This is a genomic window from Bradyrhizobium guangdongense, assembly GCF_004114975.1.
In the GTDB taxonomy this organism is placed as follows: domain Bacteria; phylum Pseudomonadota; class Alphaproteobacteria; order Rhizobiales; family Xanthobacteraceae; genus Bradyrhizobium; species Bradyrhizobium guangdongense.
Genome location: NZ_CP030051.1, coordinates 5,841,075 through 5,863,338 on the forward strand (window position 1 = coordinate 5,841,075; position 22,264 = coordinate 5,863,338).

Genomic DNA, 22,264 nt, shown 5'->3' on the forward strand with positions numbered 1-22,264 from the left:
GTCGATTGCCGCCGTGGTTAAGAAGTTTGGCGGTGTCGGGCGACCTTTCGCGTCGCACCCGTCCGATCCAGGAACCCGACAGGGGCTCCGGATGACCTGTTCCGCTTCAATGCCCCCGCGCGGGCGCGCCGAGGTCGATCGGGCGCAGCACCGCCGCGGTCGGGATCATCAGCACGGCGATGATTGCGAGCGTCCAGAACACGTCGATATAGGCGAGATAATCGACCTGCTGCTGCAGGGTGCGGCCCACCCAGGCGACCGCCTGCGACGCCGCATCGCTGGCATTCGAGCCTTGCGCCTGAAAATAACGCGTCATCGCATCGATGGTCTGCTGGTAGCCGAGGTCTGAAGGTGCGGCGTGCTCGATCAGGCGGCTTTGATGGAATTGCTGACGCTGCGCCAGAACCGTCTGGGCCAGCGCCACGCCCATGGAGCCGCCGATGTTGCGGGCGACGTTGATCAGCGCGGAGGCCTGGTTGGTCTTGTCGCCCGGCACGCCGTCATAGGAGGCGGTCGTCACCGGCAGGAACAGGAAGGGCAGCCCCAGCGCAAGGAAGATGCGCGACAGCGCGGCATAGCCGTAGGTGATGTCGCCGTTGATTCCGGTCAAATGCCACATCGACAGCGCGACGATAGCCGCGCCGAACATGATCAGATATTTCGGCTGCACCGAGCCGACCAGGCGGCCGACCACCGGCATCAAGATCAGCGTGGCGACGCCGCCTGGCGACAGGGCAAGTCCGGCCAGCATGGCCGTGTAGTTCAGCTCGGTCTGGAGCAGCTGCGGCAACAGCTGCGTCGTCGAGATCAGCACCGCGCCGGTCGCGAGCATGACGAGAAAGCAGGCGGCGAACTGGCGGCGGCCAAGGAGGCGGAGATCGACGATCGGATCCTCGCGCGTCAGCTCCCAAGGGATCAGCGCGAGCAACGACACCGCCGAAAGCACCGCGAAGACGATGATCATGTTGGAGCCGAACCAGTCGTTGCGCTGGCCTTCGTCGAGCACGAATTCCAGCGAGCCGAGCCCGATCGCGACCAGCGCGAACCCGACATAATCGACCCGCAGACCCTTGCTCAGCAGTTCTTCCCTCTCCTCTTCCGCGCCCGACGGCTCCTTGACCAGCGTGCCGACCAGGAAGAGCGACAGCAGCCCCATCGGCACGTTGATCAGGAAGACCCAGTGCCAGCTATAGGTATCGGTGATCCAGCCGCCGAGCGTCGGCCCGATCACCGGCGCGACCACCACGGCGACGCCGTAGATGGCAAAGGCCTGCCCGCGCTTGTGCGGCGGAAAGGAGTCGGCGAGGATCGCCTGCTCGCTGGTCGCCATGCCGCCGCCGCCGAGGCCTTGCAGGATGCGGAACAGCACCAGTGCCTGCAGATTCCAGGCGAAGCCGCACAACAGAGACGCCAGCGAGAATATCGCCACGCACATCATGTAAAAGCGTTTGCGGCCGATGACGGTCGACAGCCAGCCCGAGATCGACAGCACGATGGCGTTGGCGACGAGATAGCTGGTGATGACATAGGTGCTCTCGTCGAGACCGACGGCGAGCCCGCCGGCGATGTGACGCAGCGCGACATTGGCGATCGTGGTGTCGAGCACCTCCATAAAGGTGGCGATCGAGACCACGAAAGCGATGAGGTATGGATTGTGGCCACCGGCGGCAGAGCGTTCGGGCGACCAGCCTCCGGCGGACGCGCCGCCTTCCGTGGCGTCGGTCATCGTACTCTGATCCAGGGCACGACGGACATACCGGGACCGACAGGCAGATCGGCCGGCCAGTTGTCGACCACGATCTTCACCGGCACGCGCTGCACCACCTTGACGTAGTTGCCGGTGGCATTCTCGGCCGGCAGCAGACTGAAGGCCGTGCCGGAGCCCGGCTGCACGGAATCGACATGACCGGTCAGCTTGCGGCCGGGATAGGCGTCGATGCGGATGTCGACCGGCTGGCCCGGCCGCATGTCATTGAGCTGGGTTTCCTTGTAATTGGCGACGATCCAGACGTCATCGGGCACGAACATCATCAGGCTCTGGCCTGCGGTCACGAACGTGCCTTTGGCGCCCGAGAGCTTGACCACGCGACCGGATTGCGCGGCGACGACGCTGGTGTATTGCAGATTCAGTTGGGCCTGATCGAGCTGCGCCTGCGATTGCTGCAGCTGCGCCTTGGCGCCTTCGAGCTGGGCCTGCAATGTTTTGATGCCGACCTGCGCGGCGAGCACCGCGGTCTTGGCGCGCTCGGTGTTGGCTTGCTGGGCCTGAAGATCGGACCGGGTCTGCTGCTGACGCTGCACGGTGCCGGCGCCCTTCTCGACCAGATCCTGGGCGCGCGCGAATTCCTCCTGCGAGAACTGGAGTTGGGCCTGGGCCTGCTCGAGTTGCGCCTGGGCCTGCTTGATCTGCTCCTGCTGGGAATCGATCTGCGCCGCGACATTGTCGATGTTGGCCTTGGAGACTTCGACCTGCGCATTGGCCTGATCGACGGCGATGCGGTAGTCACGCTCGTCGATCCTCGCGAGGAGATCGCCGGCATTGACATGCTGGTTGTCGGTAACAGGGATATCGGTGACATAGCCGCCGACTTTCGAAGCCACGGAAAAGCTGCGCGCGGCGACGAAGGCGTCGTCGGTGGATTCGTAATGGCGGACCTCGAGCCAATAGAGCAGACCGACGGTCAGAGCGGCGATCAGCACGATCGCGCCGATGCTCGCCAGCAGCCAGTGCGCGCGAATCCGGTCGCGCAGGGACGGCGCCTTGTCCGATTTGCCGGACGGTTGTTCGGTCTGTTGCTTGGAGTCGGGCGAAGTCCTTGGAGCTTCCACCTTCTGAGGCTGCTCCGCGGACGGCCCACGCTCCCGGGTATGAGCATCCACTGCAACACCTCGATCGGGATTTTTCGGTAAACGGCTTGGCCTGCGCCCATGCCGGGGGCCTAACCGCAGCCCTGAAGCATGGTTCCCGGTCGTGGGAGCACCGCCGCCATTTGTGATTGCATTGCGCAAAAGAGCAGCGCGGCGCTGTCGGCGCCGCGCGTCACCAATGTCCGCACGCCATCAATGCGTGTTCGTCTCGTGCCACTTCTCGAGATCGGGCTTCACCTTGTCCGATCCCTGTTCTTTCTCCGGAGTACCCTTCCAGGGCGTGTCCGTCTGTCTGTGCGAACCCCAGTCGCTCCGATCCCGCGGGTCGTCGTTGGGCCGTTCCTTGCTCATCGATCTACCTTTCCTGCAAGAACGTCAGGCGACGGGAACGCCGTAATAGGCGTTGATGCCGCGCAGCGCGGCGTCGTCGCCCCAATTCCAGTCGCTTCGCTCGCCGTATTTTGGCGCGCCTTCCAGCGCCTTGGCGGTGATCCCGGTGACATAACCGCCGAGCTCGGTGTCGTATTTGAGCGACTGCCAGGGCAACGGATAGTGATCATTGCCGAGGCCGAGAAATCCACCGAAGCCGAGAACAGCGTAGGACACCCTGCCGCTGATCTTGTCGATCATCACGCGTTCGATCGAACCGATCTTGTTGCGATCGGCGCCGTAGACCGATGTTCCCTCGACCTTGTCGCTGCCGATCAGACGTCCCATCTCGCTGCGGTCCAGCTCACCTTGATTCAACATCGCAATCCTCCGCTCAGCCGATACGTGAATCAACTTGCTGGAAGGGGTGATCGTTCCAGGACCGACCTGCAACCTGACAGGAACATCGCGGAGGAACGTGCTTTTCTTAGGCACGTGAACCATGCCGCCTGGGAAGGAGTGACCAATGAGCGACTTTCGCGACATTCAGCACGGCGTCAACGATCCCGTGCACGGCCTCGACGTGAAACGCCAGGTCAACGACAACAAGACTCCGCATGAGCGAGCGCAACACCATGCGGATGTCCGGGCCGATGCGACCGCCACACCGGCCGAACCGTTTCTGCCGGAGCGGTTGCGGCGACAGGCGACGGACCCGATCAATCCGCGCAGCGGCAGGAGGCCGACGGATTAGCGATTGGAACCTCGGTCGGCGCGCCGTGTTGGTCGGCGCAACGTGGCGCGGCGAGGCCGCGCATCCAATTGGAGGTACTTAACGATGAAACGCACCGCCATCGCCGTCGCCTGCGTCCTTTTCGCAGGCCCTGCGCTCGCCCAGTCGCTGGGCGAGAAGACCGGCGTCAACTCCGCACTGGGCGTCGCGCCTGCGACTGCCGATTTCGTCAAGGAGGTCGCGATCAGCGACATGTTCGAGATCGAGTCGAGCAAGCTTGCCGAGCAGAAGGGCAACGCGCAGGAGAAGACGTTCGCGCAACAGATGATCACCGACCATACCAAGACCAGCAGCGAGCTGAAGGGCCTGGTCGGCAACGGCAAGGTTCAGGCGACCTTGCCGACGGACCTGGACAGCTCTCATCAGAGCAAACTCGACAAGCTCAAGAGCGCCAACGGCAAGGACTTCAGCTCGGACTACAATTCGTACCAGGTCAGCGCCCATGAGGACGCGGTGTCGCTGTTCGAGCGTTACGCCAAGGGCGGCGACAATGCCGACCTGAAGGATTGGGCCGGCAAGACCCTGCCCGCGCTCAAGCATCACCTCGACATGGCCAAGGAGCTCGGCAAGGCACCGAGCGTCGGCCAGTCGAAGTAGCATCATTCATGCGGACGCCGGCAAATCGCCGGCGTCCAGCGTTTTGCAACGATGCAGGCCTCGGCGCATTGAGAGCGCAAATGTGGAGGCCCTCATGGCACATCAAAGCAAGTCTTCGGTATCTCGCCGGCACGTCGTCCACGCAGCAAGCGCCACGCTCGCTGCGGCTTCGCTGGCATCGTCGACGGCGAAAGGAAACACTGACATGGCCGAGCAAGAGCTGATCGATCCCCTCACCCGCTATCCGAAACCGCCGTTCAAGAAGCAGTCGCAGCCTTGGCCGGGCCTCGCCGGCAAGATGGAGCCGCGCCCCGATCATGGCGAGACCAGCTACAAGGGCTCCGGGCGTCTCGCAGGCCGCAAGGCGCTGATCACCGGCGGTGATTCCGGCATGGGCCGCGCAGCCGCCATCGCATATGCGCGCGAAGGCGCCGATGTCGCCATCAATTACGTGCCGGCGGAGGAGCCGGACGCGCAGGAAGTCATCGCGCTGATCAAGAAGGAAGGCCGCAACGGCCTCGCCATTCCCGGCGACCTCAGGGACGAAGCGTTCTGCAAGAAGCTGGTCGAGCAGGCCGTGCAGGGCCTCGGCGGCCTCGACATCATCGTCAACAACGCCGCCCGTCAGCAGACGCGCGCGTCCATCCTCGATGTCTCGTCGGAAGATTTCGACGCGACCATGAAGACCAACATCTACGCGCCGTTCTGGATCATCAAGGCGGCGCTGCCGCATCTCAAGCCGGGATCCTGCATCATCGGCACGACATCCGAGCAGGCTTACGATCCCTCGCCCGATCTCTACGATTACGCACAGACCAAGGCGGCGACGATGAACTACGTGAAGTCGCTGGCGAAGCAGCTCGCTTCCAAGGGCATTCGCGTCAACGGCGTCGCGCCCGGACCGATCTGGACGCCGCTTCAGGTCTCCGGCGGCGCCACGATGGAGAAACTCGAAAAGTTCGGCGGCATGACACCACTTGGCCGCCCGGGCCAGCCTGCCGAGCTCGCCTCGATCTATGTGCAGCTCGCCGCGGCTGACGCCAGCTATGCGACCGGTCAGGTGTACGGCGCCGCCGGCGGATCAGGCCAGCCGTGAGAACCGCCGGCCCGGTGCATTCGGAACCGCCGGGCCGGAATGTTTGTTGTCATACGAGCGCAACAAAACCGTCACGAAGCTCGTCAGCAACGGACCATGGCCCTTGTAAGCGTAGAACCGACCCTCGCCGATCATGCGATCGCCAACGAGATCGCCGACCACACCAACGCACGGGTCGAGCAAGCCGCCGAGGCGCTGACCTGGGGAGCGGACGAGCACATTCTGATCGGGCTTGCCGCGGCGGGATGGGTCTACACCCAGCTGCGGCAGCCGGCGCAGCGCCCGACTGCAAATCACATCCTGCTGGTCTCGCTGACCACGGCGCTGCTTCCGCACGTGCTCAAATCGGTGTTCGACCAAACGCGACCGGACCGGTTGACGGCCGTCGGCCACTGGCGCGGCATTCCGCTATCGGGGCGACGCCGGGACGCCTTTCCGTCGGGTCATGCCGTCCACATGGGCGCACTCGCCTCCGCCGCCGGCCTGCTTCCAACCAAGCCGCGGCGTGTGGTTCGCGCTCTCGCAGTTGGACTATCGCTGACGCGCATCGTCCTGCTGGCTCATTGGGCGAGCGATGTGCTGGCCGGCTTCACCTTGGGCATCGCTGTCGAAAGACTTCTCCGTCCGCTGACGCTCGGCCGATCGCGCATGGCCTCCCGGACTCGGCGATGACGGAATACCTTGTCCGCTTCATCGCCGGCGGCATTGTCGTCTCCGCCTTCGCGATCCTCGGAGACATGCTGAAGCCGAAGAGCTTCGCCGGGCTCCTCGGTGCGGCCCCGTCGGTCGCGCTCGCGACGCTGGGCATCGCCGTGGTTCAGCACGGGACACACTATGCCGCGGCAGCCAGCTGGACCATGATCTATGGTGCGGCAGCCCTCGCCTGCTACAGCGTCGCGGTCTGCCATCTGCTGATGAGGTTTCGCTTCACGGCGCTGCCCGCAACCATCATCGCTTTCGTCGTCTGGCTTGTGGTCGCCTTTGCACTGCTGGCGGGTTTCGGAGGCGCCGCGTGATGCCGATCAAGATGTCAGCATCGGCGCTGAAGCAAACGCACTGGTACGAGTACGCTATCCGATTTCTGCTCGGCGGAGCGGCGACGGTTTTCGCAGGCTTCGTGGGCTCACGCTGCGGCGTCGCCGTCGGCGGACTCTTCCTCGCGCTCCCTGCCATCTTCTGCGCCAGCGCGACGCTGATCGAGAGTCACGAGCGGCAAACCAAGGAGAAGGCCGGCCTCTCGGGCCGAAGGCGTGGGCAAGAGGCTGCAGCGCTCGATGCTGCCGGCGCCGGCCTTGGGAGCATCGGTCTTGCGGCGTTCGCCGTTACTTTCTACGTCCTGGTTGCGAGGAGTGTCATCGGAGCATTCGCCGGCGCCATCCTGGTATGGGCTGCCGTCTCGGTATCGGCCTGGTGGCTGAGACGGAAATTCCGGATCGTGTCTCATACCCGGCGGGCCAAACGCTGAGCGCGATCAGCGCGCAGCCGGCGCCTCTTCCCGCGGCATCAGGAAATCGTACATCTCGGCTGCCGTGTGCAGTTGGTCGATGCGCGCGGCCACGGAGTCGCGCTGATGACCAGCCGGCAAGCGCGACAGCTCATGTTCGAGCCGCAGCTTCTGCGCGAGGATTCGCTGTTCGAAGGTGTGGGGCTCAGATCGTTTTCGCATCTTCCGTCCTTGGCGGTTGCAGGCCGGGACTGTTGGCCCAGCGCTCGACCTGATCGATGACCTTCTGGTGGCTTGGGCGCACCGGTTTCGACGCTTCGGGCTCTTCCGACAGCTTGCGGGGTAACCTGACTTCGTCCGTCATGGCGGCTCTCCCTCTTCATTAGAATGCGCCAGCGGGAGAGTCGTTTCAATCATAACCTATTGATATACTTGAGATTTATTACTCATTTGGTGGTATTGACGATTCATGTGGAACTCTTGCTAAGTTCGTTGATTGAGTAAGCTACTCAATCTCCTCAATTTGCGGATGGGCCATGAACGACCTTCGCGCCGAGCGGCTTCAGGTGATGCTTTCGCCGGAAGAGCTGGCTGCCGTTGACGATTTCCGATTTAGGCATCGCATGCCGACGCGAGCCGCAGCCGTGCGCGAGTTGCTGAAGTTCGGACTGGCCGCTGCGGGCGTCGATGCGGCCGCCGGCGTGAAATCAAGCAGCTTCGGCGTGTTCGGCCGCGGCCCTGACGGGCACACTCAAGGCGAACCTGATACCGGCAAGGACGACTGATCCCTGCGATCGCTCACCACGGCAAACGACCCCGGCACGGTGGGTGCCAGGGCCGCTCTTGGAGATTGCTTCCGGAGCACCGGGGGCATGTCAACCGGAAGCAATCTGTCGACTCCTCGTCCGCGGATTCGTTCCTCGCGTGATCAGCCGCTCGGCGCCGCGCCGGAATCGTCCGGCGTCATGCCGGAGCCTGGCGTCTTGCTGTCGTCGTTGAGCTTGGGGTCACGCGTCGCCTCTCGCGACGGCGAACCCTTCTGGTCAGACTTGTGAGCGGTTTGCGCACGCTGCTTGTCGCGTGGCTGCTCCTCCGCACGCTTGTCCCTGACGATTCCTTGGTCGGAATGTGCCATGCTGTGTTCTCGCCTATTTGGATGCTTCGCAGCGCTTACGCTCCGCTGCGCCAAATGTTCCGAAATGGGCGAGACGAGCGCGGCGCTAACTGTGCGTCGCGTGCATCCCGACTGTTGCGTGTTCCTGATGCACCTGACGAACGGTCGTCACCGCCGCGAACGCGACCGAGACGCCGAAGGCTAATACGAGCGAGAGAAGTGCCAGACGTGGAGCCATCGCAAAACCTCCTTCTGGATTCGAAAAATCAGTGCGATCGACTATTCCCGTATGATCGTTGCTTGGGCCCGCCGATACCGTGAGCGGCCTCACACGCGGAGTCACGAAGAAAAAGGGGTCAGGCGCCCCGCCGGCGCAGGACGCCGACCTGAACAGGCGGAACCTCGCCGTCGAGCCAATCCTGCTCTTTCGCCAAAGCCGTCCAGGCATCCGCCATGCGCGAATAGCGCTTATAGGCGGGTCGTCCTTCCGACCGCTCGGCCAGTTGCAGACAGTTCTCGGCGTTATCCCTGAAGATATCAGACTGTTTCATGGAGTAAACGTGGGCACGGAACCAGCGGCCCGCAACCGCCCTTACAGGATCTTAACTCTACGGGAACTTTGAATGTCAGCGGACATTGATCGTTCATGCGGATACTCGTCGCGATCCTCCTGGCCTTCATCAGCACCGCGGCGCTTGCCGACAGCACGGGCGAGCAAATGCGCGGCGACCGTGCACCCGACGCAACGATCGTCCTCAGCGGCCTCTACGCCTTTAGCCGCTTCCAGCAGGGCCTGCTGGAAAGTTCCGACCTCAAGGGCAACGCGGAGGTGAAGAACCTCGCCGCTCTGCGCGCAGAGGAGGCCGCCAGGCGCGACAAGAAGCTGAAGGAGATTCAGGACGCCATTGGCGCCGAGCCGCGCGTGAGCAAGGTATCCTCAGCAGGCTCCAGCCTGGTCATGCCTGACGACATGGACGGACCCGCCTATGTCAGAAGCTTTTATGCGGCACAGATCCCCGAATACGAATCCACCATCGGCCTGCTGGAGCGCTATCTGAGGATGCCCGACAATCCCGCACTTGCCGCCTTCGCGCGCGAGCAGTTGCCGGCGCTCCGCGCACAGCTGCAAGACGCCGAGCGCACCATGGCCGACAAATAGCGATCTTACTTTTGCTCTGGATGCTGCTGGTCGATCGGGCGGACGCTCCGATTGCTGTCGGGCATCTTGTCCCGGCCGGAATCGCCATTGGCATCCTTGCCGCCGGAGGTCGAGGTGCCGCTACCACTGGGGTTTGACTTGGCGGCAGTCCCCGTCGTCTGCGAACCCGCATGCGGCGTGGCGGAGCTGGCCGCCGGATCACCCGTCACGGCGCCGCGCCCACTTGGTGCCCCCTGCGCAAAGGCAGATCCCGCGGCGACCAACACGCCGGCAAAGACGGCTAATCCAGCTTTCATCTGCGTTCTCCCTGTATCTCGCCAGAGGCTAACCTCGGGGCCCCCCCGCCGTTCCCGAGCGCCTTTGGCCGGCATTCCGGACCGAAAGGGCGCGCCATCGGAGTTTTTTGAAACGGGTGGAACTCACGGCGATCATCGCCGTTATCTTGGTTGGGCTGAGCAAGGCAGGTTCCAATTCCTCGCGTCATAACCTTGGCGCTTGATTTCGAATTTGGCTGACGCTCTATTTTGAATAGTCGCGTCCTGCCATAGGATTTGGCTGACGCCTGCGGGGGAATCAGTATGAGCGACCTCGATCCCGGAACAGCATCACGCTCCGGTCGTCGTGTCCCAAAACCAAAACCCAACGGCATGTCAGAGCCGGATTCCCGGGCGGAACTGCTCCTTGCGCTCCAGGCCATGCGCAGCGGCGATTTCTCCGTGCGCATGAGCGGGGACTATCTCGGCATGGACGGCAAGATTGCCGACACCTTCAACGAAATCATCGCCGCCAACCAGCGCATGGCGCAGCAGCTCGAGCTGGTCGGTCAGGTGGTGGGACGCGAGGGTAAGACCCGCCAGCGGGTGAAGTTCGGCCTCGCTTCCGGCTCCTGGGCCGACATGGAAGGCTCCGTCAACACGCTGATCGACGACCTCTTGTGGCCGACGCGCGAGGTGACCCGCGCCGTGGCCGCCGTGGCGCAGGGCGACCTGCTCCAGACCGTCAAGCTCGACGTCGAGGGCCGTCCGCTGCGCGGTGAATTCCTGCAATCGGCGACCATCGTCAACACGATGATCAAGCAGCTCGGCGTGTTCACCTCCGAGGTGACGCGCGTCGCGCGCGAGGTCGGCACCGAAGGCAAGCTCGGTGGCCAGGCCCAGGTGCCCGAGGTGACCGGCGTCTGGAAAGACCTGACCGAGAGCGTCAACTCGATGGCGAACAACCTGACCAATCAGGTTCGCAATATCGCCGAGGTGACGATCGCAGTGGCCAACGGCGACTTGTCGAAGAAGATCACGGTCGACGTCCGCGGCGAGATCCTTCAGCTCAAGGAAGCCATCAACACGATGGTGGACCAGCTCCGCTCCTTCGCCTCCGAAGTGACGCGCGTGGCGCGTGAGGTCGGCACCGACGGCAAGCTGGGCGGCCAGGCGATCGTGCCCGGCGTCGCCGGGACCTGGAAGGATTTGACCGACTCCGTGAACGCGATGTGCGGCAACCTGACCGCTCAGGTCCGCAACATCGCCAACGTCACCACGGCCGTGGCGCGCGGCGACCTCTCGCGCAAGATCACCGTGGACGTGCGCGGCGAAATCCTGGAACTCAAGGACACCATCAACACCATGGTGGACCAGCTCAACTCCTTCGCCTCCGAAGTGACGCGCGTCGCGCGCGAGGTCGGCACCGAAGGCAAGCTCGGCGGCCAGGCCCAGGTGCCCGGTGTCGCCGGCACCTGGAAGGATCTCACCGACAACGTCAACTTCATGGCCTCGAACCTGACCGCGCAGGTCCGCAACATCGCCGACGTCGCCACCGCGATCGCCGGCGGCGACTTGTCCAAGAAGATCACCGTCAACGTCTCGGGCGAAATCCTTCAGCTGAAGGAAACGCTCAACACCATGGTGGACCAGCTCAACGCCTTTGCCGGCGAAGTCACGCGCGTGGCGCGCGAAGTCGGCACCGAGGGCCGGCTCGGCGGCCAGGCCAATGTGCTCGGCGTCGCCGGCACTTGGAAGGACCTCACCGAGAGCGTCAACTCGATGGCCTCGAACCTGACGGCTCAGGTCCGCAACATCGCCGAAGTGACGACGGCGGTCGCCGGCGGCGACCTCTCCAAGAAGATCACCGTGGACGTCCGTGGCGAGATCCTGGAGCTGAAGGACACCATCAACACCATGGTGGACCAGCTCAATGCGTTCGCCGGCGAAGTGACGCGCGTCGCGCGCGAGGTCGGCACCGAAGGCAAGCTCGGCGGCCAGGCCGTCGTGCGGGGTGTCGGCGGCACGTGGAAGGACTTGACCGATTCCGTGAACTCGATGGCCTCGAACCTGACCGGCCAGGTTCGCAACATCGCCGAAGTCGCGACCGCGGTCGCCAAGGGCGATTTGTCGAAGAAGATCACGGTGAACGTCTCCGGCGAAATCCTTCAGCTGAAGGAAACGCTCAACACCATGGTCGACCAGCTCAATGCGTTCGCGGGCGAAGTCACGCGCGTCGCGCGCGAGGTCGGCACCGACGGCAAACTCGGTGGTCAGGCCGACGTGCCCGGCGTCGCCGGCACCTGGAAGGACTTGACGGACTCCGTGAACTCGATGGCGGGCAACCTCACCGCCCAGGTCCGCAACATCGCCGAAGTCGCAACCGCGATCGCCGGCGGCGACCTGTCACGCAAGATCACGGTGGACGTGCGCGGCGAGATCCTTCAGCTGAAGGACACCCTCAACACGATGGTCGACCAGCTCAACCGCTTCGCGGGCGAGGTCACCCGCGTGGCGCGCGAGGTCGGCACCGAAGGCCGCCTCGGCGGTCAGGCCAACGTGCCCGGTGTCGCCGGCACCTGGAAGGACCTCACCGACTCCGTCAACTCGATGGCGGGCAACCTCACCGCCCAGGTCCGCAACATCGCCGAGGTCACGACCGCCGTGGCGCGCGGCGACTTGTCGCGCAAGATCACCGTGGACGTGAAGGGCGAAATCCTCGAGCTGAAGAACACCATCAACACCATGGTGGACCAGCTCAACGGCTTTGCCGGCGAAGTCACGCGCGTGGCGCGCGAGGTCGGCACCGAAGGCAAGCTCGGCGGCCAGGCCGAAGTGCCCGGCGTCGCCGGCACCTGGAAGGATCTCACCGACAACGTCAACTTCATGGCATCGAACCTGACCGCCCAGGTCCGCAACATCGCCGAGGTCGCGACCGCCATCGCCGGCGGCGACCTCTCCAAGAAGATCACGGTGGACGTCCGCGGCGAGATCCTGCTGCTGAAGGACACCCTCAACACCATGGTGGAGCAGCTCCGCTCCTTCGCCGCCGAAGTGACGCGCGTGGCGCGCGAGGTCGGCACCGAAGGCCGGCTCGGCGGTCAGGCCGTGGTGCCCGGCGTCGGCGGCACCTGGAAGGATCTCACCGACAACGTCAACCTGCTGGCCGCGAACCTCACCACACAGGTTCGCAACATCGCCGAGGTCACCACCGCCGTGGCACGCGGCGACTTGTCGCGCAAGATCACCGTGGACGTGAAGGGCGAAATCCTCGAGCTCAAGAACACCATCAACACCATGGTGGACCAGCTCAACGCGTTCGCCGGCGAAGTGACGCGCGTGGCGCGCGAGGTCGGCACCGAGGGCAAGCTGGGCGGCCAGGCCCAGGTGCCCGGCGTCGCCGGCACCTGGAAGGATCTGACCGACACCGTCAACTTCATGGCGGCGAACCTGACCGAACAGGTGCGCGGCATCGTCAAGGTGGTGACCGCCGTCGCCAACGGCGATCTCAAGCAGAACCTCACCGTGAAGTCGAAGGGCGAGGTCGCCGCGCTCGCCGACACCATCAACAACATGACGGAGACGCTTGCGACCTTCGCCGACCAGGTGACGTCGGTGGCGCGTGAGGTCGGCGTCGAAGGCCGGCTCGGCGGCCAGGCCAACGTGCCCGGCGCGGCCGGCACCTGGAAGGACCTCACCGGCAACGTCAACCTGCTCGCGGCCAACCTCACCTCGCAGGTGCGCGCGATCGCGGAAGTCGCGACCGCCGTGACCAAGGGCGATTTGACGCGATCGATCCAGGTCGACGCCCGCGGCGAGGTGGCCGAGCTGAAAGACAACATCAACACCATGATCACCAATCTCCGTCTGACGACGGAGCTGAACACCGAGCAGGATTGGCTCAAGACCAACCTCGCCAAGTTCACCAACATGCTGCAGGGCCAGCGCGACCTCGCGACCGTGGGCCGACTGCTGCTCACCGAATTGTCGCCGCTGGTGAACGCGCATACCGGCGTGATCTACCAGGTCGAGAGCGAGGACAATCCGCAGCTCCTGCTGCTCGCCTCCTATGCCGGCGACGGCGTCTATCCCTACCAGCGCGTGCTGCAGTTCGGCGAAGGCCTGATCGGCCAGTGTGCGGTCGACAGGCGCCCGCGCATGGTCGCCGACATCCCTGCCGATGTCGTGCCGATCAACTCCGCGCTGCTCCGCGTCGCCCCGAAGAACCTCGTGGTGCTGCCGGTTCTGTTCGAGGGGCAGGTGAAGGCGGTGATCGAGTTGGCTTCGCTCACCTCCTTCACGACGTCGCAGATGACGTTCCTGGAGCAGCTGACCGATTCCATCGGCATCGTGCTGAACTCGATCGAAGCGACGATGCAGACCGAAGGCCTGCTCAAGCAGTCGCAGCAGCTCGCCGGCGAGCTCCAGACGCAACAGCGCGAATTGCAGCAGACCAACGACCAGCTCGAGCAGAAGGCGCAGCAGCTCGCCGAACGCAACGTCGAGGTCGAACGCAAGAACCAGGAAATCGAGCAGGCCCGCCGTGCGCTCGAGGAAAAGGCGACCGAGCTCGCATTGACCTCGAAGTACAAGTCCGAATTCCTGGCCAATATGAGCCACGAGCTGCGCACGCCGCTGAACTCGATCCTGATCCTCGGACAGCAGCTCACCGACAATCCCGACGGCAATCTCTCAGCCAAGCAGGTCGAATTCGCCCGCACCATCCACGGCGCCGGCACCGACCTGCTCAACCTCATCAGCGACATTCTCGATCTCTCCAAGATCGAATCCGGCACGGTGACGGTCGACGCCGAGGAGATCCTCACCGCGAACCTGCTCGAGACGGTCGGACGGCCGTTCCGGCATGAAGCCGAGAACCGCAACCTGTCGTTCAAGATCGACGTTGATCCGAATCTCGCCCGCAGCATCGTCACCGACTCCAAGCGCTTGCAGCAGGTGCTGAAGAACCTGCTTTCCAACGCCTTCAAGTTCACCGCCGAAGGCGAAGTGCGGTTGAAGGTCGCCGGCGCCCTCGGCGGCTGGGGCACGGATCATCCGGTGCTGAACTCCGCGCCGGCCGTGATTGCCTTCGAGGTCTCCGATACCGGCATCGGCATTCCCCTGGAGAAGCAGAAGCTGATCTTCGAGGCGTTCCAGCAGGCGGATGCCGGCACCAGCCGCAAATATGGCGGCACCGGTCTCGGCCTCGCCATCAGCCGCGAGCTTGCGAGCCTGCTCGGCGGCGAAATCCACCTGCGCAGCTCGCCGGGCAAGGGCTCGACCTTCACGCTCTATCTGCCGCTGAAATATTCCGGCCCGACGCTGGCGCCGCGCGCCGCGCCGGCGCCGCAACATCAGCCGCCCGCGCTGCAGCCGGCCGCACCGGAACAGCAGCGCGTCGTCGAGCAGCTGCCCGACGATCGGCTCAATCTCGATCCCGGCGACAGCATCCTTTTGATCGTCGAGGACGATCCGCATTATGCCCGGATCCTGGTCGACCTTGCCCGCGACAAGGGCTTCAAGGTGCTCGTCGCGGCGCGCGGCGCCGAAGCGCTGGAGCTCGCCAAGCAGTACCAGCCGCGCGCGGTCTCGCTCGACGTGTTCCTGCCCGACATGCTCGGCTGGACGGTGCTGAGCCAGCTCAAGCACAACCCGCTGACGCGCCACATCCCGGTGCAGATCATCACGCTGGACGAGGACCGTCAGCATGCGCTGGCCCGCGGCGCCTTCTCCTTCGTCAACAAGCCGACCACGACCGAAGGTGTGGCGGCCGCGCTGACGCAGATCAAGGAATATGCGCGGCCGCGGCGCAAGCGGCTGCTGATCGTCGAGGACAACGAGGCCGAGCAGATGTCGATCCGGGAGCTGCTGCATCACGACGACATCGAGATCGTGACCACCGACACCGGCGCCGGCGCGCTCTCGACGCTGCGCGAGGCGCCCTGCGATTGCGTGGTGCTCGATCTCAGGCTACCGGACATGAGCGGCTTCGAGGTGCTAGATCAGATCCGGCGCGACGAGGCGCTGTCGAATGTTCCCGTGGTGGTGTTCACCGGTCGCGAGCTGTCGGCCGAAGAAGATGCCGAGCTCCACACCATGGCGCGCAGCATCGTGGTCAAGGGCGTGGAATCGCCCGAACGCCTGCTCGACGAAACCGCATTGTTCCTGCATCGCGTGATCACGGAGCTGCCGGTCGAGAAGCAGCGCATGCTGGAGAAGCTGAACAGTTCCGACGAAGACCTGATCGGCAAGACCGCGCTGCTCGTCGACGACGATGCCCGTAACATCTTCGCGCTCTCGAGCGTGTTGGAACGGCGCGGCATGAAGGTGCTGACGGCGACGACGGGCCGCGAGGCGGTCGCGCTGGTCGAATCCAACCCGGAGATCGCCATCGTGCTGATGGACATCATGATGCCGCAGATGGATGGCTATCAGACCATCGGCGTGATCCGGGAGAACCCGGCCTTCCTCCGCCTGCCGATCATCGCACTGACGGCGAAGGCGATGAAGGGCGACCGCGAGAAATGCCTGGAGGCAGGAGCGTCCGACTATCTCGCAAAGCCTGTCAACACCGATCAATTGCTGCTTGCGATCCGCATGTGGCTGCATCGCTGAGTGGTATCCGCGAATGGACCATGAGAAGGTCAATATCCTCCTCGTCGACGACCAGCCGGCCAAGCTGCTCGCCTACGAAGTGATCCTGAAGGACCTCGGCGAAAACCTCGTGATCGCCTCGTCCGGCCGCGAGGCGCTGGAGGTTCTGCTCAAGACCGAGATCGCGGTGATCCTGGTCGACGTCTGCATGCCCGAGCTCGACGGCTTCGAGCTCGCAGCGATGATCCGCGAGCATCCACGGTTCCAGAAGACCGCGATGATCTTCATCTCGGCGATTCAAGTCAGCGACATCGACCGGTTGCGCGGCTACGAGATGGGCGCGGTGGATTACGTGCCCGTTCCCGTCGTGCCGGAGGTGCTGCGCGCCAAGGTTAAGGTGTTTGCCGAGCTCTATCGCAAGACGCGGGAGCTCGAACGGCTGAACCAGGATCTGGAGGATCGCGTCCGCGCCCGCACGGCCGAGCTCGAGAACTCCACCGCGAAGCTGCGCGAGAGCGAGGAACGGCGCAGCATGGCGATTGCCGCCGGCAAGATGGGATCCTGGGACTGGGACTGGGTCAGCGGCGACTGGATGTGGGACGACGGGCAGTACCGCATTTTCGGCGTGAGCCCGGAGAGTTTCGAGGTCAATCCCGCCAACGTGCAGGCGCTGCTGCATCCCGACGACGTCGATCAGCTGCGCAAGGCGATCGCCGAGTTCAACAAGGGCACGCGCGCCTACGAGACGGAATTCCGCATCATTCGCCCCGACGGCGAGGTGCGTTGGTGCGTCGGGACCGCGGCCGCAACCGCAGATCCGAACGGTCGTGTGGTGCGGGTGAGCGGCGTCACCGTCGACATCACCGAACGCAAGCGCGCCGAGGAACGGCAGAACCTGCTGGCGCGCGAAGTCGATCACCGCGCCAAGAACGCGCTGGCGCTGGCACAGTCGATCGTGCGTCTCACCCGCGCCGACGAGGTGAAGGCCTATGTCGATGCGGTCGAAGGGCGCATCAATGCGCTCGCTCGCGTCCACACCATCCTGTCGCTGTCGAGCTGGCAGGGCGCCGAGCTCTCCAAGCTGATCGACGAAGAGCTTGCGCCCTATTCGCCCGGAGGACAGGTCAAGCTGGCCGGGCCCGCAGTCCAGCTGCTGCCGGCGACCGCCCAGACCCTGGCGCTGGCGCTGCACGAGCTCTTCACCAATTCGGCGAAGTATGGCGCGCTTTCGACGCGGTCGGGACGGCTCGCGATCGACTGGCAGGTCGAGAACGACCTTCTGACGCTGAGCTGGGAGGAGACCGGCGGGCCGCTGGTCAGGACGCCGAAATCGCGTGGCTTCGGAACGAGAAGCCTGCTGGCCAGCGTCGAATCCCAGCTCGGCGGACAGGCGCATTTCGACTGGCGATCGGAGGGCCTGTTGTGCCTTCTCGAGGTGCCGTTGACGCGCAAGAGCGCGGCAACATCGGCGGCGCAGGACAGGTTCGAGGCCAGCACCTCTCCCGAGCTGCAGCGCGCATCGGGCTAGCGCGACGCGGCGGCCTTCAGTCGCGGCATCGGCCGCGGTTCATCGGCGACACGCCCTTCGAGCCAGGCTTCCGTTTGCGCGAGATCGCGCAACGCGGTCGCATAGCGGCAGGCGGCACTGCGCTCCGCGCCGCGGGGGAGCTTGCGCGCCTTGCGCAAGATGTCGGCGGCGGCATGACGATAGGCCAGCGAGCGATAGAGAAAGACCACTTTTCCCATAGCGAACGTTCCGTGTTGACGGCATCGATCCTCGCAAACCGGGCATGAACGTCGGATGAAGCGGCGGATGACAATTCCTTCATGCTCTTTGGAACCGGCGATTGCCGCGCGCGTTTGCATGCCAGATCGATCGGCAGTTCCATGCGCGCAAAAAAATCGCCAAACAGGTCGCCAAACAGGACATCAAGTCTGATCTCTCCGACCGGCATCATCCAGTTGATGACGCATGCGATGATGGGCGCGGCGCTCGGTCTGGTCTTCACGTTCACGCTGATATTGGCCAATCCCGCGGTCGCGGAATTGCTGAATCACGGCGGCAGCGCGGCCGACTTGGTTTTTGTCGTCACGATGGTGACGACATTTGCCATCGGTGCCGCGCTGACGGGCGTCGTCTTCATTCTCGACGGAGACAAGGAATCTTGAAGCGCGCGACACGCGTGCAAAGCTTTGTTGGGAACTCCTGGCGCAGATGGCGGTTGGCTGCCTGCGTCAATTCAACCCAGGGAGTCCCCCACATGAAGACGACCAAGCTCGCTCTCGCCGTGATGTTGGCAACCGGCCTTGCCGCCGCGCCGTTCGCCGCGCAGGCCAAGTCGCACAAGAAGCATCATCACTCCTCGATGTCGCAGACGACGACGGGCGCCAACATGAAGTCCAAGGGCAGCGACCCGTCCGGACAGGGCGGCTCCGGCCCCGGCTCCGACCAGGGCGGCACCATGACGAACAAGAACAACACGGGCACCCCGAGCAACACCAAGTAAGGTCGCGGGAAGCTCAGGGCCCCGCGAAAGCGGGGCCTGCCACTTCGGCATCCGGCATCTCGCGTTGCGCGACCGCTTCAGCTGTGTCGGATGTCAGTTATGTTAGGGCGGCCGGCTGAGGGGGCCGTCCTCAAGAGAAGATCGAGCCGAGCCCGCTTGCGCGCAATCAGGAGCTGGGCCGCGGCATCATCGAGGCCCTCGCGCTGCAACTGCCGGATGGCGGATCCCAACTCGAGGATCTCGGCGCGCAGCTTCAGAATCCGGTAAGTGTCCGGGTCTTCGTCCACTACCGTCGCCCTCCATCAATGGTCGCACAGAGCCTCAGCGGCGTGCTAGCCTGCCCTCGCTCTTCAATGGACGAAGACGCCCTTTGTCGCGAATGTCAGGCAACACCCCGCCTCCACCTGCAGCCTTCCATTCGCTGATCAACAGGCCCAGTTTCCGGCGCAGATCGATCTGCGCCTGGGCACGTTCAGCGCAGTCGCGATCGCGATTGACGAGATCGCGCACGGACGCCTCGACATCGGCCATTTCCAGCCTCAAGGCGCTGATCTTGCGACGAATTTCATTAATTCTGTTGTCCATGGCTTGTTAGAACAAAATAAGAACATATAGTCAAGCCACGAATTCAGGACGGAGAACGAAGATGCAGGTTCAGGGTAAATACGACGCCAAGGCTTTTCTCATGGAGCAGATGACCCGCGCCCAAGGGCTGCGGCTGAAGCGGTTGAGCGAGGAGGCCTACCAGCCCGCACAATACGACCGAGGTCTCTCCTTTGCCGAAGCCGCGCGCCGCATCCAGGTGCTCGAAGCCGAGATCGAACTCGCGAACTCCTTCTGAGGGGCCGGTGACCGGCACGCTTGGAACGTTGCGTCAGCAATACGGTTCTTTCCCAGGGCGAAGGGAGAGACTTGATGGCACGCAAGGCAAAGAAGCGCCGCTACTCGCGCAGTTCCGGCAGTGATGTCGAGAGCGAAATGCGCCGCTACAAGAAGGGCACCGCCAAGAGCGGACGCGGCGGTCGCGGCGGACGCGTGAAGAGCCGCAAGCAGGCGATCGCGATCGGCCTCTCGAAGGCGCGCAAGAAGGGCAAGAAGGTGCCGAAGAAGGCGTCGAAGCGAAAGACCTCCAAGAAGACATCAAAGAAGACATCAAAGAAGAAGACGTCCAGGAAGAAGAGCTCGAAGCGCAAATCCGCCAAGCGGTGATGCCACTTGGCGTCAGATCATGCTGCCCGGCATGAAGCATCGAATCGAAACGCCGAACGCCGTCTTGACCGGCCAGACCATGGTGCGGCCAGCGCGGTTCGGTTCGGTGATGACGGCTTCGTCGGGCACCTCGACCCATTCCCCATCGAGGCGGACCCGGTAGTGCCCATTGTGCGAGTCCCAGTCGGGATCGGCCACGGCGACACCATCGGCATCCGAGCAGCACGGACCAAGATGACTGCGCAAGCTGTCGAACCAGGGCTTTAGCGGCGAGTCGGCGAAGCGGCCGTCATCGCGCCCCAGGGCAGTTCCGGTCGACAGCACGAGAGGCGCTGCGAGCAGCGCAAGCTTCAGCGAGAGCTTCAATCGATCCATGTCGGCACCGATCAAATGCGAACCATCGGCCGGTTCCACAAGCAACCGGAGGTCCGAAAGTTCCACCCTGTGATCTGCCCCGGCGGCCTCATTGCCTCCAGGTGCACGCGCGATTTTCGAAGTCTGACGAGCGAACGCGGCTTTTTCGGACGAACCTGTCACCGTTACTGCCGTTAACGAGAATGTTATCGCCGGCCTGTGGGCATCCCGCAGCTGCCCATGAAAAAGGCGGCCCGGTAGGCCGCCTTTCGACTTGCCGATGCTTGAACGATCAGGCGAGCGGCACCGCGACGAAGCGCATCGCCTCGGCGCTCTTCACCTGCAACAGCACGCTTTTCTTGCCGGACGACTTGGCCTGCGCCAGCTCGGAACGGACGTCGCCGACATTGGCGACGGCCTTGCCGCCAACGTTGAGGATGACGTCGCCGGTCTGGATGCCATGTTGCGCCGCCGGTCCCTGCGGATCGACCTCGGTGACCACGACGCCCTTCTGGCCGGCGCCCTGGACGTCACCGGCCGGCGCCAGGCTGAGGCCGAGACGCGGCGTACCGGGAGCCGCTTGCGTCTTGCCATCATCGGCCTTGGCCTGCCGCTCATTCGGCAGCTCGCCGAGCGCCAGCGTCACCGTCTTGGTATCGCCCTTGTGGACGACATCGAGCTTCACGGACGTCCCCGGCGCCAGGGCCGCAATGGTGCGGGCGAGATCGCGGGAGTCCTTGATGGCGGTGCCGTTGACGGCGGTGATGACGTCGCCCGCCTCGATGCCGGCCTTCGCCGCCGGACTGCCGTCCTGCGGGGTGTCAACGATCGCGCCGCGCGCCGTCTTGAGGCCGAGACTGTCGGCGATCTCCGCGGTCACCGGCTGCACCTGCACGCCCAGCCAGCCGCGGGTGACGGCGCCCTTGTCCTTCAGCTGGGCAACGACGAGCTTGGCGGTCGAAGCCGGAATGTCGAAACCGATGCCGACCGAGCCGCCCGACGGCGAGTAGATCGCGGTGTTCACGCCGATCACGTTGCCGTTCATGTCGAAGGCCGGACCGCCGGAATTACCCTTGTTGATGGGCGCATCGATCTGGATGAAATCGTCATAGGGCCCGTTGCCGATGTCGCGGCCGCTGGCCGAGACGATGCCGGCGGTCACGGTGCCACCGAGGCCGAAGGGATTGCCGACTGCGACCACCCAGTCGCCGATCCGCGGCTTCTGGTCGGAGAACTTCACGAACGGAAAATCTTTCTTGCCATCGACCTTGATCAGCGCGAGATCGGTCTTTGGATCGGTGCCGACGACTTTCGCGGTGTAGATGGTGCCGTCGTCCGTCGTCACCTGAACCGACTCGGCGTGATCGACGACATGGTTGTTGGTCACCGCGTAACCGTCGGCCGAGATGAAGAAGCCGGAGCCTTCGCCCGTGATCACCTGGTGGCGCTGGCGCGGCATGCCGTTCATCCCATCGGGGAAGCGGAAACCGAACTGCCGCGAGAACTGGTCGAACGGCGAGTCCTCGTCCTGGTTCATGCGATTTTGCTGCAGCAACGCGCTCTTGTCGTTGTCCTGGTCGATCTTCACCCGGACGGAGATGACGGCGGGCTTGACCTTGCTGACGAGGTCGCCGAAGCCAGCCGGCGTTGCCGCGCTTTCGGTGGCCTGTGCCGGCGAGATCAGGGAGCTGACGCCGAACGGCTTTGAAACGGGAGAAGCCGCCAGCACCGCCACGCCAAGCGCGGCCACGGTGCCGAGCAGCGCCAGCCGGCGCGGCTTCAGAATCCTGCGGGGTGTCGTGATGTCGGAGTGGACGGGATCTTTCATGTCGAAATCTCCATGTTGGGTAAGTCGCCTTGCACCGAACATGGTCATTGCCACCTTACGACGTCCCGTCCGCCCGAT

26 protein-coding genes are annotated in these 22,264 nt (G+C 64.2%); 14 read left to right on the forward strand and 12 right to left on the reverse strand.

All coding sequences use genetic code 11. The annotated features are described in order from the left end of the window. Positions 1-106 precede the first annotated feature (106 nt). The 3 genes from X265_RS27855 to X265_RS27865 form a co-directional block, all read right to left on the reverse strand. On the reverse strand, positions 107-1,726 hold the full coding sequence (locus X265_RS27855) for a DHA2 family efflux MFS transporter permease subunit (RefSeq protein WP_128967733.1): 1,620 nt from the start codon (positions 1,724-1,726) through the stop codon (positions 107-109). Further along, positions 1,723-2,880 (reverse strand): HlyD family secretion protein, encoded by a 1,158-nt coding sequence (locus X265_RS27860; RefSeq protein WP_128967734.1) that lies wholly within the window; start codon positions 2,878-2,880, stop codon positions 1,723-1,725. The genes X265_RS27855 and X265_RS27860 overlap by 4 nt, the downstream gene beginning before the upstream one ends. Before the next feature lie 363 nt (positions 2,881-3,243). Beyond that, entirely contained in the window at positions 3,244-3,618 is a 375-nt protein-coding gene (locus tag X265_RS27865; RefSeq protein ID WP_128967735.1) for a PRC-barrel domain-containing protein, read from the reverse strand. Between the two features lie 145 nt (positions 3,619-3,763). Between X265_RS27865 and X265_RS27870 the strand changes: the two genes are divergently transcribed. The 6 genes from X265_RS27870 to X265_RS27895 all read left to right on the forward strand — a co-directional run bounded on the left by X265_RS27870 (position 3,764) and on the right by X265_RS27895 (position 7,188). Beyond that, positions 3,764-3,991 carry a hypothetical protein gene (locus X265_RS27870; protein WP_128967736.1) on the forward strand — a complete coding sequence of 76 codons (228 nt, stop codon included), beginning with the start codon at positions 3,764-3,766 and terminating at the stop codon, positions 3,989-3,991. 84 nt (positions 3,992-4,075) lie between these two features. Further along, a complete protein-coding gene (locus X265_RS27875) occupies positions 4,076-4,627 on the forward strand; it encodes a DUF4142 domain-containing protein (RefSeq protein WP_128967737.1) in 552 nt (183 codons plus the stop codon). 94 nt (positions 4,628-4,721) lie between these two features. Then, positions 4,722-5,723 (forward strand): SDR family oxidoreductase, encoded by a 1,002-nt coding sequence (locus X265_RS27880; RefSeq protein ID WP_128967738.1) that lies wholly within the window; start codon positions 4,722-4,724, stop codon positions 5,721-5,723. A 96-nt stretch (positions 5,724-5,819) separates the two neighbouring features. After that, entirely contained in the window at positions 5,820-6,395 is a 576-nt protein-coding gene (locus X265_RS27885) for a phosphatase PAP2 family protein (protein WP_128967739.1), read from the forward strand. Beyond that, positions 6,392-6,739, forward strand: a complete 348-nt coding sequence (locus X265_RS27890; protein WP_128967740.1) for a DUF3147 family protein — start codon at positions 6,392-6,394, stop codon at positions 6,737-6,739. Before X265_RS27885 ends, X265_RS27890 begins: the two co-directional genes overlap by 4 nt. Next, the gene (locus tag X265_RS27895; RefSeq protein ID WP_128969438.1) at positions 6,739-7,188 is read left to right on the forward strand and encodes a hypothetical protein; all 450 of its coding nucleotides are present in this window, start codon (positions 6,739-6,741) and stop codon (positions 7,186-7,188) included. The genes X265_RS27890 and X265_RS27895 overlap by 1 nt, the downstream gene beginning before the upstream one ends. 6 nt (positions 7,189-7,194) lie before the next feature. Here the strand turns inward: X265_RS27895 and X265_RS27900 are convergent, their stop codons facing one another. Both X265_RS27900 and X265_RS40750 read right to left on the reverse strand, forming a co-directional pair. Continuing rightward, positions 7,195-7,389 (reverse strand): hypothetical protein, encoded by a 195-nt coding sequence (locus tag X265_RS27900; protein ID WP_128967741.1) that lies wholly within the window; start codon positions 7,387-7,389, stop codon positions 7,195-7,197. Next, positions 7,373-7,531 (reverse strand): hypothetical protein, encoded by a 159-nt coding sequence (locus X265_RS40750; RefSeq protein ID WP_164938826.1) that lies wholly within the window; start codon positions 7,529-7,531, stop codon positions 7,373-7,375. Before X265_RS40750 ends, X265_RS27900 begins: the two co-directional genes overlap by 17 nt. A 172-nt stretch (positions 7,532-7,703) precedes the next feature. Here X265_RS40750 and X265_RS27905 point away from each other — a divergent pair, with 172 nt between their 5' ends. Beyond that, positions 7,704-7,952, forward strand: a complete 249-nt coding sequence (locus X265_RS27905; protein ID WP_164938827.1) for a hypothetical protein — start codon at positions 7,704-7,706, stop codon at positions 7,950-7,952. Between the two features lie 143 nt (positions 7,953-8,095). On the opposite strand, the gene X265_RS27910 is transcribed toward X265_RS27905, so the two are convergent. Further along, positions 8,096-8,302 carry a hypothetical protein gene (locus tag X265_RS27910; protein ID WP_128967742.1) on the reverse strand — a complete coding sequence of 69 codons (207 nt, stop codon included), beginning with the start codon at positions 8,300-8,302 and terminating at the stop codon, positions 8,096-8,098. A gap of 335 nt (positions 8,303-8,637) precedes the next feature. After that, positions 8,638-8,832: a hypothetical protein gene (locus X265_RS27915; RefSeq protein ID WP_128967743.1), complete on the reverse strand. Its 195-nt coding sequence runs from the start codon at positions 8,830-8,832 to the stop codon at positions 8,638-8,640. Between the two features lie 95 nt (positions 8,833-8,927). Between X265_RS27915 and X265_RS27920 the strand changes: the two genes are divergently transcribed. Beyond that, positions 8,928-9,440 (forward strand): DUF4142 domain-containing protein, encoded by a 513-nt coding sequence (locus X265_RS27920; RefSeq protein ID WP_128967744.1) that lies wholly within the window; start codon positions 8,928-8,930, stop codon positions 9,438-9,440. 5 nt (positions 9,441-9,445) lie between these two features. Here the strand turns inward: X265_RS27920 and X265_RS27925 are convergent, their stop codons facing one another. Next, positions 9,446-9,736, reverse strand: a complete 291-nt coding sequence (locus X265_RS27925) for a hypothetical protein (RefSeq protein WP_128967745.1) — start codon at positions 9,734-9,736, stop codon at positions 9,446-9,448. A 282-nt stretch (positions 9,737-10,018) separates the two neighbouring features. On the opposite strand from X265_RS27925, the gene X265_RS27930 reads away from it, so the two are divergent. Then, a complete protein-coding gene (locus X265_RS27930; protein ID WP_128967746.1) occupies positions 10,019-16,309 on the forward strand; it encodes a HAMP domain-containing protein in 6,291 nt (2,096 codons plus the stop codon). A gap of 13 nt (positions 16,310-16,322) precedes the next feature. Continuing rightward, on the forward strand, positions 16,323-17,816 hold the full coding sequence (locus tag X265_RS27935; RefSeq protein WP_128967747.1) for an HWE histidine kinase domain-containing protein: 1,494 nt from the start codon (positions 16,323-16,325) through the stop codon (positions 17,814-17,816). Here X265_RS27935 and X265_RS27940 read toward each other — a convergent pair. Continuing rightward, positions 17,813-18,034: a hypothetical protein gene (locus X265_RS27940; RefSeq protein WP_128967748.1), complete on the reverse strand. Its 222-nt coding sequence runs from the start codon at positions 18,032-18,034 to the stop codon at positions 17,813-17,815. The two genes, X265_RS27935 and X265_RS27940, sit on opposite strands and share 4 nt — an antisense overlap. Before the next feature lie 219 nt (positions 18,035-18,253). On the opposite strand from X265_RS27940, the gene X265_RS27945 reads away from it, so the two are divergent. Together X265_RS27945 and X265_RS27950 are read left to right on the forward strand one after the other, a co-directional pair. Beyond that, positions 18,254-18,457 (forward strand): hypothetical protein, encoded by a 204-nt coding sequence (locus X265_RS27945; RefSeq protein ID WP_245478045.1) that lies wholly within the window; start codon positions 18,254-18,256, stop codon positions 18,455-18,457. Positions 18,458-18,549: 92 nt separating this feature from the next. Next, complete coding sequence (locus X265_RS27950; RefSeq protein WP_128967750.1) at positions 18,550-18,795, forward strand: hypothetical protein; 246 nt, start codon at positions 18,550-18,552, stop codon at positions 18,793-18,795. A 321-nt stretch (positions 18,796-19,116) separates the two neighbouring features. On the opposite strand, the gene X265_RS27960 is transcribed toward X265_RS27950, so the two are convergent. Continuing rightward, complete coding sequence (locus X265_RS27960; protein WP_128969440.1) at positions 19,117-19,326, reverse strand: hypothetical protein; 210 nt, start codon at positions 19,324-19,326, stop codon at positions 19,117-19,119. Positions 19,327-19,441: 115 nt separating this feature from the next. Between X265_RS27960 and X265_RS27965 the strand changes: the two genes are divergently transcribed. Continuing rightward, entirely contained in the window at positions 19,442-19,636 is a 195-nt protein-coding gene (locus X265_RS27965) for a DUF3072 domain-containing protein (RefSeq protein ID WP_128967752.1), read from the forward strand. A 74-nt stretch (positions 19,637-19,710) separates the two neighbouring features. Continuing rightward, complete coding sequence (locus X265_RS27970; RefSeq protein ID WP_128967753.1) at positions 19,711-20,004, forward strand: DUF6496 domain-containing protein; 294 nt, start codon at positions 19,711-19,713, stop codon at positions 20,002-20,004. Between the two features lie 12 nt (positions 20,005-20,016). Here the strand turns inward: X265_RS27970 and X265_RS27975 are convergent, their stop codons facing one another. Continuing rightward, positions 20,017-20,379, reverse strand: coding sequence for a hypothetical protein (locus X265_RS27975; protein WP_164938828.1), 363 nt, complete (start codon positions 20,377-20,379; stop codon positions 20,017-20,019). Positions 20,380-20,650: 271 nt separating this feature from the next. Beyond that, the gene (locus X265_RS27980; protein WP_164938829.1) at positions 20,651-22,186 is read right to left on the reverse strand and encodes a Do family serine endopeptidase; all 1,536 of its coding nucleotides are present in this window, start codon (positions 22,184-22,186) and stop codon (positions 20,651-20,653) included. Positions 22,187-22,264 lie beyond the last annotated feature (78 nt).

Bases quoted from the DNA above. Each gene is read 5' to 3' on its own strand.
- X265_RS27855 (WP_128967733.1), bottom strand. From the start codon at position 1,726: ATGACCGACGCCACGGAAGGCGGCGCGTCCGCCGGAGGCTGGTCGCCC.
- X265_RS27865 (WP_128967735.1), bottom strand. From the start codon at position 3,618: ATGTTGAATCAAGGTGAGCTGGACCGCAGCGAGATGGGACGTCTGATC.
- X265_RS27870 (WP_128967736.1), top strand. From the start codon at position 3,764: ATGAGCGACTTTCGCGACATTCAGCACGGCGTCAACGATCCCGTGCAC.
- X265_RS27875 (WP_128967737.1), top strand. From the start codon at position 4,076: ATGAAACGCACCGCCATCGCCGTCGCCTGCGTCCTTTTCGCAGGCCCT.
- X265_RS27880 (WP_128967738.1), top strand. From the start codon at position 4,722: ATGGCACATCAAAGCAAGTCTTCGGTATCTCGCCGGCACGTCGTCCAC.
- X265_RS27885 (WP_128967739.1), top strand. From the start codon at position 5,820: ATGGCCCTTGTAAGCGTAGAACCGACCCTCGCCGATCATGCGATCGCC.
- X265_RS27890 (WP_128967740.1), top strand. From the start codon at position 6,392: ATGACGGAATACCTTGTCCGCTTCATCGCCGGCGGCATTGTCGTCTCC.
- X265_RS27895 (WP_128969438.1), top strand. From the start codon at position 6,739: ATGCCGATCAAGATGTCAGCATCGGCGCTGAAGCAAACGCACTGGTAC.
- X265_RS27900 (WP_128967741.1), bottom strand. From the start codon at position 7,389: ATGCGAAAACGATCTGAGCCCCACACCTTCGAACAGCGAATCCTCGCG.
- X265_RS40750 (WP_164938826.1), bottom strand. From the start codon at position 7,531: ATGACGGACGAAGTCAGGTTACCCCGCAAGCTGTCGGAAGAGCCCGAA.
- X265_RS27905 (WP_164938827.1), top strand. From the start codon at position 7,704: ATGAACGACCTTCGCGCCGAGCGGCTTCAGGTGATGCTTTCGCCGGAA.
- X265_RS27910 (WP_128967742.1), bottom strand. From the start codon at position 8,302: ATGGCACATTCCGACCAAGGAATCGTCAGGGACAAGCGTGCGGAGGAG.
- X265_RS27915 (WP_128967743.1), bottom strand. From the start codon at position 8,832: ATGAAACAGTCTGATATCTTCAGGGATAACGCCGAGAACTGTCTGCAA.
- X265_RS27920 (WP_128967744.1), top strand. From the start codon at position 8,928: ATGCGGATACTCGTCGCGATCCTCCTGGCCTTCATCAGCACCGCGGCG.
- X265_RS27925 (WP_128967745.1), bottom strand. From the start codon at position 9,736: ATGAAAGCTGGATTAGCCGTCTTTGCCGGCGTGTTGGTCGCCGCGGGA.
- X265_RS27930 (WP_128967746.1), top strand. From the start codon at position 10,019: ATGAGCGACCTCGATCCCGGAACAGCATCACGCTCCGGTCGTCGTGTC.
- X265_RS27935 (WP_128967747.1), top strand. From the start codon at position 16,323: ATGGACCATGAGAAGGTCAATATCCTCCTCGTCGACGACCAGCCGGCC.
- X265_RS27940 (WP_128967748.1), bottom strand. From the start codon at position 18,034: ATGGGAAAAGTGGTCTTTCTCTATCGCTCGCTGGCCTATCGTCATGCC.
- X265_RS27945 (WP_245478045.1), top strand. From the start codon at position 18,254: ATGACGCATGCGATGATGGGCGCGGCGCTCGGTCTGGTCTTCACGTTC.
- X265_RS27950 (WP_128967750.1), top strand. From the start codon at position 18,550: ATGAAGACGACCAAGCTCGCTCTCGCCGTGATGTTGGCAACCGGCCTT.
- X265_RS27960 (WP_128969440.1), bottom strand. From the start codon at position 19,326: ATGGCCGATGTCGAGGCGTCCGTGCGCGATCTCGTCAATCGCGATCGC.
- X265_RS27965 (WP_128967752.1), top strand. From the start codon at position 19,442: ATGCAGGTTCAGGGTAAATACGACGCCAAGGCTTTTCTCATGGAGCAG.
- X265_RS27970 (WP_128967753.1), top strand. From the start codon at position 19,711: ATGGCACGCAAGGCAAAGAAGCGCCGCTACTCGCGCAGTTCCGGCAGT.
- X265_RS27975 (WP_164938828.1), bottom strand. From the start codon at position 20,379: ATGGATCGATTGAAGCTCTCGCTGAAGCTTGCGCTGCTCGCAGCGCCT.
- X265_RS27980 (WP_164938829.1), bottom strand. From the start codon at position 22,186: ATGAAAGATCCCGTCCACTCCGACATCACGACACCCCGCAGGATTCTG.